This is a genomic window from Companilactobacillus tucceti DSM 20183 (assembly GCF_001434665.1).
Classification (GTDB): domain Bacteria; phylum Bacillota; class Bacilli; order Lactobacillales; family Lactobacillaceae; genus Companilactobacillus; species Companilactobacillus tucceti.
This window is the reverse complement of record NZ_AZDG01000026.1, coordinates 1-14,142: the sequence shown is the minus strand read 5'-3', so window position 1 is coordinate 14,142 and position 14,142 is coordinate 1. Positions and strand designations below refer to the sequence as shown.

General features: G+C 34.2%; 8 protein-coding genes. 4 read left to right on the top strand and 4 right to left on the bottom strand.

What is annotated here, in order from left to right; translation table 11 throughout:
• The first annotated feature begins 41 nt into the window (after nt 1–41).
• A complete protein-coding gene (locus FC72_RS09765) occupies nt 42–1,019 on the top strand; it encodes a GMP reductase (protein WP_057767251.1) in 978 nt (325 codons plus the stop codon).
• Between the two features lie 306 nt (nt 1,020–1,325).
• Here FC72_RS09765 and FC72_RS09760 read toward each other — a convergent pair whose 3' ends face one another.
• Both FC72_RS09760 and FC72_RS09755 read right to left on the bottom strand, forming a co-directional pair.
• Nucleotides 1,326–2,291, bottom strand: a complete 966-nt coding sequence (locus FC72_RS09760) for a glycosyltransferase family 2 protein (protein ID WP_083480808.1) — start codon at nt 2,289–2,291, stop codon at nt 1,326–1,328.
• Nucleotides 2,292–2,306: 15 nt separating this feature from the next.
• On the bottom strand, nt 2,307–4,601 hold the full coding sequence (locus FC72_RS09755; protein ID WP_057767288.1) for a glycosyltransferase family 39 protein: 2,295 nt from the start codon (nt 4,599–4,601) through the stop codon (nt 2,307–2,309).
• 221 nt (nt 4,602–4,822) lie between these two features.
• On the opposite strand from FC72_RS09755, the gene FC72_RS09750 reads away from it, so the two are divergent.
• Nucleotides 4,823–5,515 (top strand): response regulator transcription factor, encoded by a 693-nt coding sequence (locus tag FC72_RS09750; RefSeq protein ID WP_057767247.1) that lies wholly within the window; start codon nt 4,823–4,825, stop codon nt 5,513–5,515.
• Complete coding sequence (locus FC72_RS09745) at nt 5,499–6,812, top strand: sensor histidine kinase (protein WP_162253531.1); 1,314 nt, start codon at nt 5,499–5,501, stop codon at nt 6,810–6,812. Before FC72_RS09750 ends, FC72_RS09745 begins: the two co-directional genes overlap by 17 nt.
• A gap of 178 nt (nt 6,813–6,990) precedes the next feature.
• Here the strand turns inward: FC72_RS09745 and FC72_RS09740 are convergent, their stop codons facing one another.
• On the bottom strand, nt 6,991–7,512 hold the full coding sequence (locus FC72_RS09740; protein ID WP_083480806.1) for a GNAT family N-acetyltransferase: 522 nt from the start codon (nt 7,510–7,512) through the stop codon (nt 6,991–6,993).
• A 240-nt stretch (nt 7,513–7,752) separates the two neighbouring features.
• Here FC72_RS09740 and FC72_RS09735 point away from each other — a divergent pair, with 240 nt between their 5' ends.
• The gene (locus FC72_RS09735) at nt 7,753–10,329 is read left to right on the top strand and encodes a hypothetical protein (protein WP_057767244.1); all 2,577 of its coding nucleotides are present in this window, start codon (nt 7,753–7,755) and stop codon (nt 10,327–10,329) included.
• A gap of 178 nt (nt 10,330–10,507) precedes the next feature.
• On the opposite strand, the gene FC72_RS09730 is transcribed toward FC72_RS09735, so the two are convergent.
• On the bottom strand, nt 10,508–14,056 hold the full coding sequence (locus FC72_RS09730; protein WP_057767242.1) for a BspA family leucine-rich repeat surface protein: 3,549 nt from the start codon (nt 14,054–14,056) through the stop codon (nt 10,508–10,510).
• Nucleotides 14,057–14,142 lie beyond the last annotated feature (86 nt).

Below are 14,142 nucleotides of genomic sequence, written 5' to 3'. Positions count from 1 at the left end.
TAAATATAATTATTGTTCGTTATTATGGAGTGATTGAGCAAATGCAAGTATTTGATTATGAAGATATCCAATTAGTTCCGAATAAGTGTATCGTTGATAGCCGTTCAGAATGTGATACAAGTATCAAATTTGGACCTAGGACTTTCAAGATTCCTGTAGTTCCAGCTAATATGCAAACTGTTATTGATGAAAATCTTGCAGAAATGCTAGCAAGCAATAATTATTTTTACGTTATGCACCGTTTTGAACCTGAAAAACGTATTGAATTTATCAGAGATATGGAAGAAAAAAATCTTTATACCTCAATTAGTGTCGGAATCAAACAAGAAGAATTTGACTTTATCGATTCTCTAGTAGAAGAAAAAATCGTACCTGACTACATAACTATCGATATTGCTCACGGACATAGTGATCGTGTAGTAAATATGATCAAATATATCAAAGAAAAGCTTCCTGATTCATTTTTAATTGCCGGTAATGTAGGAACACCTGAAGCAGTTAAAGAGCTTGAGCATGCTGGTGCTGATGCTACTAAGGTAGGTATTGGGCCAGGTAAAGCTTGTATTACTAAACTAAAAACTGGTTTTGGTACTGGTGGTTGGCAACTAGCAGCCATTAGACTATGCGCCAAAGCTGCAACAAAACCTATTATCGCTGATGGAGGAATTAGAACTGACGGTGATATCACCAAATCTATCCGCTTTGGTGCTGACATGGTCATGATTGGTTCAATGTTAGCTGGTCACAAAGAATCACCTGGATCAGTTTACGTTGAAAATGGTAAAACTTACAAAGAATACTTCGGATCTGCATCAGAATATCAAAAAGGCGAATACAGAAACGTTGAAGGAAAGAGAATGTTGTTACCTGCTAAGGGTTCGATCATGGACACTTTAAAGGAAATGCAACAAGATCTTCAATCATCTATCTCCTACGCTGGTGGAAAGGATTTAATGTCACTACGTAAAGTAGATTATGTTATTGTTAAAAACTCGATCTACAATGGAGACTTACATTAAAATATAAAAAAAAAGAAGCTGACGACTGGGTGTTCGTCAGCTTCTTTAAATGAATGGGATAGTTCATATTCAATTTGATAAAAGTTGCAACCCCTACCAAATTTAACATTACTGTACCATATTGCCCAAACTTTAAAAAGCATCTTACCCTTACTTTTTAAAATTTATATTTTAATCAGGAAAACTATTTTTTATCTCTTTCGATTATTCTTTTGATCAACATCACTAGGTAAAATTAACAGTCCTAAAGATATAAATAAAGCTGAGATCATCAATAAAACTTTAACCATCTCTATTTCTCGCCTTCTAGCTATGAGACTGCTTTGCATGTAAATGTCTTATACCTTTGTTTCGTTCTTGAAACCCTTCGGTCTCACTAACAATAAATCTTGGGCGATCATTAACTTGCTCTAGAACTCTTCCTAAATAACTTCCCAAAATGCCAACTGATAATAACAACAATCCTAGAGTAAACAGCAAGATCGTTATTCCAATTGAGGATAAGCTATAATTTCTGCTTATCAACAAATATCCCAAACTGAATATGCCACTGACAATTGGCACTACAGAAAATATATTGGCAAATTGTAACGGCTTCATTGAAAATGATGTGATTCCATCAAGCGCCAATTTAATCATTTTAGATAATGGATATTTTGTTTCACCAGCAATTCTTTCTTGACGATGATACATGACGCTGGTTTGTTTGAAACCTATCCATGTGACTTGCCCTCTAACAAAGGGATCTTGCTCATGTAATTTAAGTAACTGATTCACAGCTCGACGATTCATCAATCTAAAGTCACCAGTATCTAATGGCATATCTATTGTAGCCATTTTCTTGAAGATCCGATAAAAAGCAGAAGCCGTAATCTTTTTAAATATCGTTTCACCATCCCTTTTTATCCTCTTACCATAAACGATATCGTATCCTTCATGCCACTTTTGAATCATTTCAGGTATGACCTCTGGAGGATCTTGCAAATCTGCATCCATTACCACAACAGCTTCACCGGTTGTATATTGTAAGCCAGCGGTAATCGCCAATTGGTGTCCAAAATTCCTAGAGAATTTAACTAATTTAATATTTTCATTTTGTTGCATAGATCTTTCAATTATTTTAACTGAATCGTCTTTTGATCCATCATCAACAAAGATCAATTCATAACGCTCTTTTTGTTGTTCAACATAATTTAACAAAGTATCAATTGTTGCCTTTATTCCCGCTTCTTCATTAAAGACGGGTAAAACAATAGAAATTAATTGATCCATGATCACCATTCCTTTCTAATCATAAATGCTGGACAGATCATACAAAACTCCAGATTGACCACCAGGTCCACCTTCTGACATTCCACCAGGTATACTCTTTCCTGACGGTTTTTTAGAAGGTTTTTTCATTTTATTTTTTGTTCCAGTTGGTTTCTTCATACCACTTGGTGCTTTTGAAGAACCATTTGGAGGTGTTCCGCCTTGATTACCCGGAACTTGCCCTTGTTTAGGTGCACTTGGAGAACCACTTGGAGCCTTTTTTGAACTACTTGTTTTGGTACTTGTAGTTATTGAAGATACCGCTGAGTTATTACTATTCTTCAAAGTAACTTTCTTAGCGTGTTTTTTTATCCAACTAACAATTTCTGAATTACTGCTTCCAGTTTTACCGGCAGCATAGTAATACTTAAGTTTTCCTTCTTTAACTAACTTTTTAAATTGTTTCAAAGTAATAGCTTTGTCAGTTCCGTTAAAACCACCCATAGCCATTACAGCTTTACCCGTTTTAATAATGTACGGTGCAGCGGTACTTGAGTCATCTGTCGCAAATAAATATTCAGCACTACCTTGATGTTTTTCAAGATAGTTCAATAAAGTATTATCGACTGATCCACTTCCGACACCGCCACTTCCCATGCCTCCTGCACTTAATAATGATGGGCCAGCACTAGGAATACCATCACTTGAACCTGCAATCGTAGGTGTTAAAGACCACCAAGTTGGTGCTAACATAACTAAGATCACGGACGCAATAGCTATAGATCTGCCATATTTTAATTTTTTAGAAATCCATGGAATTACAAATAATGGAAGTGATACCAAAATACCTAACACTAATAAAATCCATGCTGATACTTGATAATCATCATATATGTACCAAGCTTGTAAGAATGCTGTTGAGATAATTGCACTTGGCAATAAAATAGAGAATCCAGATTTTTCCTTCCATTGTTTGATCATGGTGAAAATTCCAACACCGGCCAAAATTGAAATTGCTGGTGCCAGCATGATCGTATAGTAAGGATGGAAGAAACTAGCAACTGAGAAAAATCCAAATACCGGAATCAGCCATCCCGCCCATAACCAAAGTTCCTTTCTTTGTGGGTTCAATGAATACCAACGTTTCATCTTTGAGCCGCGGTAATAGAAATAACTAGAAATCATCCCTAATAAGGCAATGATCAACAGCCAACTGATTTGAGGTCCCAATTCTTTTTGGAACAAACGTAACGGACCAGCAGTCCCAATATTAAAGGCTCCACCGCCTGCTCCACCTGTCCCAGGGCCACCTTTTTTACTCTTGCCACCTGGCTGTCCGCCATTAGGTGCTTTTTTCTTACTGCCAGAAGGAGGTGTGGGTGCATTTTTAGAAGATTTGGATGGCTTAGTACCACCAGGCATATTAGATTTGCCACTTTTCTTTGATGAACTTGATCCCATACCAGGAAATGCTCCACCAGTTCCAGTTGTTTGTCCTAATAGTCTTTGCGTTCCGTTATATCCAAAAGCTAACTCTAAAGCTGAATTAGTTTCAGAACCACCTTCATAAGGACGATTTGAAGAATTTGTCATATCAACTGATAATGGCCAAATTAATGTGAATATGGCCAAAAATACTGTAGCAATTGACAAATTTATTAATTTCTTTTTCCAGCTAATATTAACAGCAATCCAATAGTACAAATACAAAGCCGGTAAAATCATGAATGCTTGTAGCATTTTGACATTGAATGAGACTCCCATTAAAGCAAAGCCAATCCATAAATATCTTTGTTGACCTTTTAAAACAGACTTTTGTACAAAATAAACTGATAATAATAGAAAGAACACCAAAGTAGCATCCATATTATTAGTTCTAGAATCAGCTACCACGATTGGGGTCAAAGTCATAAACAATGCCGATATTCTAGCTGGAATACGACCAAACCTTTTGCGAACTAAATTATAAATTAAGTAAACTGATCCAATTCCAAACAGAATTGAAGGTAAAACTACACTCCAACCATGAACACCAAATATTTTGGCACTAATGGTCATAAACCATAATGCAACCGGCGGTTTATCAACAGTAATAAACCCTGCCGGATCAAAACTTGCATACCAAAAGTTCTTAAAGCTTTTGGTCATACTTACTATGGCAGCAGTATAAAAGTTATTAGCCTCTCCTGCTTCCCAAATATTCCATGCATATAAAAAAGCAGCCAAAATTAAAATAGAAATTAACCAATAATCATATTTTATTTTCCTAACTCTATTAAAAATACCTACTCTTTTATTTTTACTTGAACGCGTAGGTTCTTTTTGTTCCATCATTTATCAATCTCCAATTCCTAAAAAGTAATATTAATTAAGAAACAAATGATTGAATAAATAAGGAGTGAAACTATGATTGCTCTAGACTTCATCAACTTATCTTTCATTTGTTAACATCCTTTCTTCATGACGCCACCTAGATTATCCAAACTAACTTAAATTAAGCTTAAATTTGAATAATTGCTTTATAATGAAAATATTGATTAGAGGAGTTAATTATGCAAAAAAATATTAAAATTCTAGTTGTTGAAGATGATAAAAATTTAGCTAATAATATTGCATCCTTTCTATGTGACTTTGCCCAGGTAGATATTGAGAATGATGGTCTGAGTGGAAAATTTGCTGCGATAGAAGATGTCCACGATTTAATAATTCTTGACTTAATGCTTCCAGGGATGAATGGATATGATATTTTAAAAAATATCCGTGAAGAAAAAATCAATACACCGGTTTTGATTTTAACCGCTAAAACAGAACTAGATGACAAGGTACATGGCTTTAACTTAGGAGCTGACGATTATCTGACTAAACCTTTTCACCGCGAGGAATTACAAGCCCGTGTAAAAGCACTGCTTAAAAGAAGTGGTATTTCAGCTGATGAATCAGTCTTAAAATTAAATAATATTGAAATAAATCTCAATAATCATGAAGTTAAAATAAATAACCAACTTGTCGAATTAAATGGTAAAGAATATGATCTATTAGTTTATCTTTTACAAAACAAAAATATTATCTTAACTAAAGATCAAATTTTTGAACGTATTTGGGGATTTGATTCCGATACTTCCATCACCGTTGTAGAAGTTTACATGAGTAATTTACGTAAAAAATTACGTCCATCTAAAAATGATTATTTAATCAAAACTATTAGAAATGTTGGGTATATTTGCCAAGATGAAGAACAAAACTAAACAAAACAAAATAACTCGTCGTCAGCAATTAAAATTATTTATTTCAATCATGGCTACTTTCGCCATACTGTTTTTAACTTTAGGAATAATAATCTTTAATCGATTTCAAAATTCTACCTACCACAGTATTGATCAAGATATAAAAAATCAGGTAAGTACGATAAAGAAGCAACCTAATATGAAGCCTGATGCTGGTGGACCACACGGTCCAAATCAATCAAATAATCGTCCAGAACCAAAAGCACCCTTTCAAACTTCAATGCTAGTTTTTGACTCTGAAGGCAAATTACTAAACAAAACCAGTTTAGGAAATCGTTATTCGGTATTGAAAAAAATTAAATTGAATAAAAAGAATCTCAATACTAAGCAAACCTTAACAATTAAAAATATGAACTTTCGAGTCTTATTGATCAAAGTTTCGAAAAGTAATAATAACCCCATGTATGCTGGTCACTATGTTTTGATAATGCAAAATATTGATACACAGATACAATCGATGGAAAATTTTGAAAAGATATTGATAATGACATTCTTTATTTTTTGGTTCATTGCTTTAATACTTTCATATGTTCTAACTAGGATCACTATGTTCCCGATCATTAAATCTTGGAAGCAACAAAGTGAGTTTGTTAACGACGCAGCTCATGAACTAAGAACTCCGTTAACAATTATTCAAGGAAAACTAGAATATATGCTGACGCGTCCAAAAAATACTATCATCGATGAGGCAGAATCTATCTCTGTTTCACTGGATGAGGTCAATCGTCTAAACTCATTAACTAATAACCTTTTGATTTTAGCGAGAGCTGATCAAGCGACTACAAAATTTAATTTTCAATTAACTAAACCTGATTTATTCATTAAAGATCCAATTATGCCTTTTAAAGATATAATCAACTCACAAGAAAAAGTATTCCAAGAAAATGTTCACCATAATGTAACTCTTAATATTGACCGTGATAAAATCAAACAAGTTTTAATTATTCTGCTAGATAATGCCACAAAGTACACTCCTGAAAATGGCACTATCAGAATATATGACAATGTCGAGGGTTCTAAGTATCAATTTATTATTTCTGACACCGGAATTGGAATTAAAGATTCTGATAAAAAGAAAATCTTTGGCAGATTTTATCGTGTGGATAAGTCTAGAAATAGAAATAGTGGTGGTCACGGATTGGGCTTAGCAATTGCCCAGCAAATTATGAATGAACACCATGGTAAAATTTTTGTTCGTGATAATTTGCCTCAAGGTAGCGAATTCGTTGTTGAACTACCTATAAAACATAGTCGGTGAATTAAAAATGACTTGCGATCTATTTTGATCACAAGTCATTTTTTAATTTTTATAGACTAAACGTACAACAAAGGGCTGCAACCTACACATAGCTACGAACCACGAATGATTGATAGTGCCCAATCTTTCGTGTCTCTAGGCTATGCTCCGGTGGCAAACCGCCCTTTGTTGCACTCTGCTACATATTAAGTTCATATGCTAAACGTCGATCATCTTCTTTTGGCCCAACATAGATGATTCCACGATATTTAAATCCAAACTTCAATGAGATATGCTGCATACCCTTATTCATAGCATGAGTATCGATTCGAAAATTTCTAAATCCTAATTCATATCCTATTGTAAATAGATTAGAAATCATAAAATCACTTAAATGCTTACCACGATATCCGTCAGCAATTGACACACGATGTAAGGTCGCATATTTATCAGTTGTATTTTTCCAAGAGCCATCTTGAATAACATCATAATGAGGATCATTGGTTTGCATCAATGCAGTATATCCGACTACTTTACAATTAACTATTAAGACATACCCACGACCAATATCTAAGTCCTCTTCTAAAACTTCCCTACTTGGTTGACCATCTTGCCATTGAGGACTACCTGTACCCTTGATCAATCTTTTTGCATCATTTATTACTTGAATAATTTCTGGCAAATCGCCTCTCAAAGCCTTTCTAACAAACACATTAAACACAGCATAACTCCCTCTCATTTATCGTCGAAAAAATATTATTTATAATGATAAACCTAATGGATATATTGTCAATTTGACTCGATAACCTAAAATGCTGAAATCAAGATTAATAATAAAAACTCATTTTTTAATATTTTTCTTTGCAAAAAGTGCAAGTCTAGCTTTCGAAAATCGAATAATTTTCATAAGTTTATCGTGATACTATATCCTGAGGTCGATTAAGAGAGGAAACATTTCTACATGAAAAAACTTACCCTACTTAGTTTATTCCTAGTATTTGCCATAGGAATATTTTTTTTGACTTTCAATCAATATGTAAGTCAAACTACAAACGCAGAAACAAGTAAAGATGAAATTGTCCCAGAAAACATTGTTTCAGAAATAACATCCGGATTAACCGATTTATCTGAAACTGAAACTGGAACCGAAACTCAAACAAACGATGAACCAAGCAATGAATCAAACGCTTCAAATGATTCAGATGATGAAGATGTTTTAAATGATGAAAACGATGACGATGATGACGACGCAGATCAACCTGATACTAACGAACTAACCTGGATTAGAAGTGAAAGTCTCAGAGTCAGTAAAGGCCCGACATTACGACATGCTGATGGTACTTCTGCTGTTCCATTTTTATATTTTGGAGGCTTTAAGTATGCTGCAGAAGGAATGAAAATAAAAGCAGCCTTCGCTAAAGATACTCACGATAGTTATGCTCAAGGCCGCGTTGACAGTTTGACTGCACCTAATTCCTTAGTAATAACAGTTCCTAGAGGTGGGAGTATAGACAACGGACCAACTGGTAACGGGAATCATATCTACGGTAATGCCTATGGGGATGTGCATGTACTAGACGGCTCTATGGGTTCAAAAGGTGACTTCGTTACTACTGATATTTACAACCTTGAAGTACCTTCTGACAAAGCAACCAAACCCTCCATTGCTGGTCCAGGGATTTTGAATAAAAAATACAGTATGCTCGATGCTCCACAATTTTCATATCGAATAGATCCAAAAACTGGCTTTGAACAGCAAAGAATGATTTTTTTCCAACAAGTAAAACGCAATAACGATATTTATGAAGTTGAAGTAAAAATAATTCAAAAATTTGAAAAAAATGGCCGTGTTGTGACTGAGATAACTTACACAAACACAGGTAATAAACCACTTGTACGTTTTATGGGATTTGCTTTTAAGGACTTCTCTTTAACAAAAGATTTTAGAGAGATACGAGATAGTAAAGGCAAAAAAGTTGGTGACTACGTTCCTATGAGAGCTTTAGGTAATGGTCGTGGTATTTACTTACAATCCGGAATCACTGAATCTAGATATAACTTATTTACCAATTTACCAAATGGCCCATCAAGCTGGGCTGGACGATCAATTAGTAAAGCCCATGATCAACAAAAGGGATACATAAACGGTTTTATCTTAGGAATTGGTAGTGGATCAAGATTTCCATGGTATTCAGGTGAAGGAAATGTTTCTCATGGAAATTATGAATCACCTGACGTTCCTAGAGGGTTGAAAAACAGTTTCAATGATATGAATGATCTTGGGGATGCCGGTCTTAACTTAAATGCCGGTGCTAGACTTGGTGGCGTTAAAGAAACTGAGCGTGCCTGGGATTCAGGTTTTGCAATGCATACTAAGCCATTGACATTAGACGTGGAAAAATCTGTAGTTATGAACTACGCTTCACAAATTGATATCGTTGGAGCAAAATTTGCTCCAGCTATCGAGCTTGACCAAAAAGGAACTGAGCCTGCCCCAGATATTATTCAATCTGACGCTCAAAATTACCGACTTACCGGAACTTGGTATGATTTTGACAGCACAAATGCTGAATTGTATTACACTGTCGATTTAGATGATACCCATCATGGTAAATTACTTAAAAAGTTAAAACAATCAGAACAAAGTGCTAATGCAGGTAAACCACAAGAATGGTCTAATAGTATTCCAATCGGTGACCTTGATGAAGGACTTCACTTTATTAGAGTATGGGTTCAAGATAGTGACGGTAACTTATCAGAAGTAGCTGAAACGATTATTAATATCACTCCTCCACCAAACGTTGTCCCAACAATCACAATTTTGAGCCCTGAATCTTCAGAAAAAAATCCATTTAGTCCAAATACACACAGTTTATCCCTAACTGGTACTTGGTCTGATGCAGACAGTCGTTTAATGAAAAGCGCTACCTATAAGGTAGACGATGAGGAGGAAATATTATTGTATAAAGATTTCAAAAATGCTATTCCTGGATCAACCTACTTCTGGGAACTACCCGACCTTCAAATGAATAAATATAATGATTTAAAGCTTCATAAAGTTACTTTTACAATAACCGATGAAGAAGGAAACAGCAGCAGTGATATCTTTTATTTTCAACATAAAGATGGCTCCTTCCAAGTCGTTGCACCACACGCAATAGACTTTGGAACTGAACATATCTTTGGAGCTAACACTAAAAAAATAAAACCCGATATAAGCGGAACCTTACAAGTTCACGATTTTAGGTCAAACAATCAATCACCTTTAAAAATCACACTATCGGTAGAGAAATTTATTAATGAAGATGACGAAAATAGTACCTTAGATCATCGATTATACTGGGACAAACAGCAAAGAGCGGATCAAGAACTATTTATAGCTAAAACTCCAGCCGCAAGTAACGAAGATTGGTTAACCACAACTAACTTAACTGATCTGATCAAAAAAAATATCGAAATGGATTTTAAAGACAACGAATCAACAGTTACCGGAACTTATACAAGTAGCTGGACTTGGAAAGCTATTGAATCCATATAAAGAGAGTGTCAATAAAAAGTGGTTTGCCACCGGAACATAGCCTAGAGACACGAATGATTAGAACTATCAATCATTTGTGGTTCGTAGCTATGTGGAGGTTGCAGCTTTTTATTGCACGTTTAGTCGATACATAGGAGATGCAAAAAAAGGTTGTGACTTACGTCACAGCCTTTTTTGATTAAATAATATCTGACTTTTTAACAAACTCATTAGTTGCAACCCGATAATAAGTCTCATTATTTATTTTGACTTTTTTATCAGTCTTATAACCCTTATTCGATAAGAGCGTCCGACCAACATCCCTACCTCGTTCATCAAAAATAGGTGTTGCCCTCTTTGAATGTATTACATTTGAAGAATCTTGATATTCATACACTTTATCAATTGGAACAAATTCATTAGTTGATACTCGATAATACTTTTGTCCGTTGAACATTGCATAACGATCAGTTTTCCAATCCGTTGATGGTTCTAATACACGAGCGTTGTCTAAATGAGCATTTTTCAATTGAACTTTATTTTCTTTATAAGTTCTAACCTTCGAAATATGTTCTACATAGACATAAACATCGTTATCTTTGACCCATTCATTAGTGGAAACTCTGTAATATTTCTGTCCGTCCAAAGTCATTTCCTCATCATTAAACCAATCGGTATTAGTACCAAGAAATTTTCCAGAAATCACATTACCGTCAAAGTCATACAATTGTACAGCCGGTCTATCATAAAATGTTGCGCTTGTTTGACTGATAGGAATAACCACTCGATCGACTGAACTTCCATTAGTATTATTTGGTTGATTAGGAGTAGTGTTATTACCTGTATTTGGTTTATAGACAACATCAATTGCCATATTTTGAGGCATTGTTACAACTTGACTACCATCTAAGGTTACTTCTCCACCTGCATATTTAATAAGATCATCAACCAGATTTTTAATAGTCTTTCCGGGAGTCATTGATGGATCTCTAGAAATCAAACTAAGCTGAATATACATTTGAGTTTCAGGAATTTGTTGACCACTAACAGTGATAATTGTTTTATCTGGATCCAATTCTCTAGTATTATCCAAACTTTGTAAAACTGTATTATTTTTAATAGAATCCGGATCATTTATTATCAGTGTGATTGCTTTTGGAACATCACTTATTTCTATTACGAATGGATCGTATTTCTTTAATCTGACTTGATAGACCAAATTCTTTGCTTCAGGAGATTCAAACATTGGTAATGTTTCATTATATACTGGGGAATCACTATTAAGATCAAATTGTTGAGATGTAATATAGCCAGGAGCATTTATTCCACGTTGTTGTAAAGTCTTTATATTAATTTGTAATCCTTCACGATAGGAACCCGTGTAATCATACTTTTCATTTATATCTTGCTTAGTCTCATAGTCAACATACTCTATCCTATAATCAACGAATTCACGCTCAGCAATAACCCATGTTTCATCAGGACCAGCATTGTTGCTATAAGTGTCCATCATTTCAGTACCATTATGTAATGTCAAATTAGCTTCTGGATGTTCATCAGTACCATTACCGACGTTCTTCCAACCCTTATATATATCAAAATAACTTAAACTTGAACCATTTAAATTAACCTTATTATTCAAGACTAATTTGAATAAGTGATCAGTTCCATAAAGCATACCTGATCTATCCGTATCAACTGGAATAACAAAGTTGGAAAAATCTAATGTATGTACACCATCGCAACCTGCAATCATACTCGACATATCGATCTTTGAATTTTTAGGTTCATCAAGTATAGGCAATTTTAAATCAGACAAACTAGAACATTCACTTAAAAAATTATTCAAACTTTTAACATCATTAATCATCCAATTAGATAAATCTAAAGACGATAATGAAATATCATTGTAAAACATAGAACTAAGATCCTGTGCTGAACTCATATCCCATGATTGGATTACAACTGGAAATTCAGCTATACTACTGCACCCTTTAAACATACTTCCAAAGTCACTAACATTGGAAGTTTTAAACTGCTTCAAAAATTCTAAACTATTTTCAGTTAGACTAGCGTCCCCATCAAACATCCCATTAAATGAGGTTGCAGAATCTGTGGACAAATTTGGCCAAATTATAGTTGTCAGTTTAGAACAATCTTTAAATACATTAGTATAATTGCTGATTTTTTTCCCATCAAATTTATTCAAATCAACTTTTTGTAATTCTGAACAACCGTTAAAAGCACTCCAAATTGCTGGATTTTTCTCATCATTATCCGCTAAAACAGGAGTATTCAAATTACTCAAATCAATTTCTGTTAATTTATCGGCAAAACTAAACATTTGGTTCATAGAAGTTAGGCTATCGCCAACAAAGTTAGATAGATCTAATTTACCTGAAATTTTTGAGCTGCTAAACATACCGTTCATACTTTTTACTTTAGAGGTATCCCACTTTTGTAAGCCTACAGGATCAAAATTAACACCACTAAACATATTCGACATATCAGTAACATTTGAAGTGTCAAAATCTTCTAATCCTTTAATATCAGCAACCCCATCTACCGAGCTGCCTACTCCACCAAACATACCAGTGAAAAGTGTTGCTTTGGAAGTATTAAATCCAGAAACATCTAATGATGTAATTGCATTATCACCTGAAAACATACTAGTAAAATCATTACCATTACTTGTATTTAAGTCTTTAAGGTCTAATGACTCTAGTAGAGGATCATTATAAAACATTCCATAAAAGTCAGTCACTTTTGATGTATCAATGATTTTTCCTGCATCATTTCTAGTATTTACACTTTTTAAAGATGTACATCCTGAAAACATATTTTTCATCGACGTAGCAGAACTAGTATCCAGCTTCCCGAGATCAAACGACTGAATATCTGTATCTCTTGCCAAAAAGTTACTAAAGTCAGTGACATCAGAAGTATCAAAGTTTTCCAAATTATTAAAATACTTTACTGAAGAACTATCAAAAAAGTTATGAAGACTTCCGTGAGCTGTTAATTTACTGTCAAATGAAACCGTATCATAATCACCGGCTGCTCTAAACATTGACCCAGAATAATTTTGAATATTACTGTTCAATTTATTATATAAGCTATCATATTGATCCTGTGTAAATTCACCACCACTAATATGAAGAACCTTATTATCATCCACATAAAAAGAACTACTACCTAGGTTATAAACTTCAGAGGCTGATTTATTTGTTTCATTTTCTTCATCTGACACTGGCTGAGTTTGATCAGATACCTGGTTAGGTGTTTGAGCACTGGCCTGTGCAACTGAACTATTTAAATTTGATTTATAGTTTATTGATACATTTTGATTTTGTAAATTATTCTTATTCGAGACATTGCTCTGACCTGAATTTACATTCGTGACATTGTTAGATTCTTGTTGAGTATTTGTTTGTTGAGTACTGGATCCACTATTTTCAACATCCTCAGATTTTGAATTATTATCTTGTTGCGTAACAGAAGAGTCGTTTTCCTGAACCGTCTGTTCCGGTGACATCGTATCAGCAGAAACATTCATGATCTGAGTTGCCCCAAAGAGAATCAAACCACCTGCAAAACTCAAACTAGACTTAACTACCCAATTTTTACCTGATTTATATAATTTCTTTCTTAAAATAGCATTTGATCTACATTTTAATGTTGAAATCTCATGGCATCCACTACCCCTTCCTACAATATATAATAGTCCAATAACTGGCGAATTAATCAAAAAATAAAAGGTACTTCAATTTATTTTTTAGGTACTGCAACTATTTTTTGAGACAATAAAATAAAAGCACTTCTATTATTGGGTTA

Coding starts and splice junctions, on each gene's coding strand:
- FC72_RS09765 (WP_057767251.1), top strand. CDS start 42: ATGCAAGTATTTGATTATGAAGATATCCAATTAGTTCCGAATAAGTGT.
- FC72_RS09760 (WP_083480808.1), bottom strand. CDS start 2,291: ATGGATCAATTAATTTCTATTGTTTTACCCGTCTTTAATGAAGAAGCG.
- FC72_RS09755 (WP_057767288.1), bottom strand. CDS start 4,601: ATGGAACAAAAAGAACCTACGCGTTCAAGTAAAAATAAAAGAGTAGGT.
- FC72_RS09750 (WP_057767247.1), top strand. CDS start 4,823: ATGCAAAAAAATATTAAAATTCTAGTTGTTGAAGATGATAAAAATTTA.
- FC72_RS09745 (WP_162253531.1), top strand. CDS start 5,499: ATGAAGAACAAAACTAAACAAAACAAAATAACTCGTCGTCAGCAATTA.
- FC72_RS09735 (WP_057767244.1), top strand. CDS start 7,753: ATGAAAAAACTTACCCTACTTAGTTTATTCCTAGTATTTGCCATAGGA.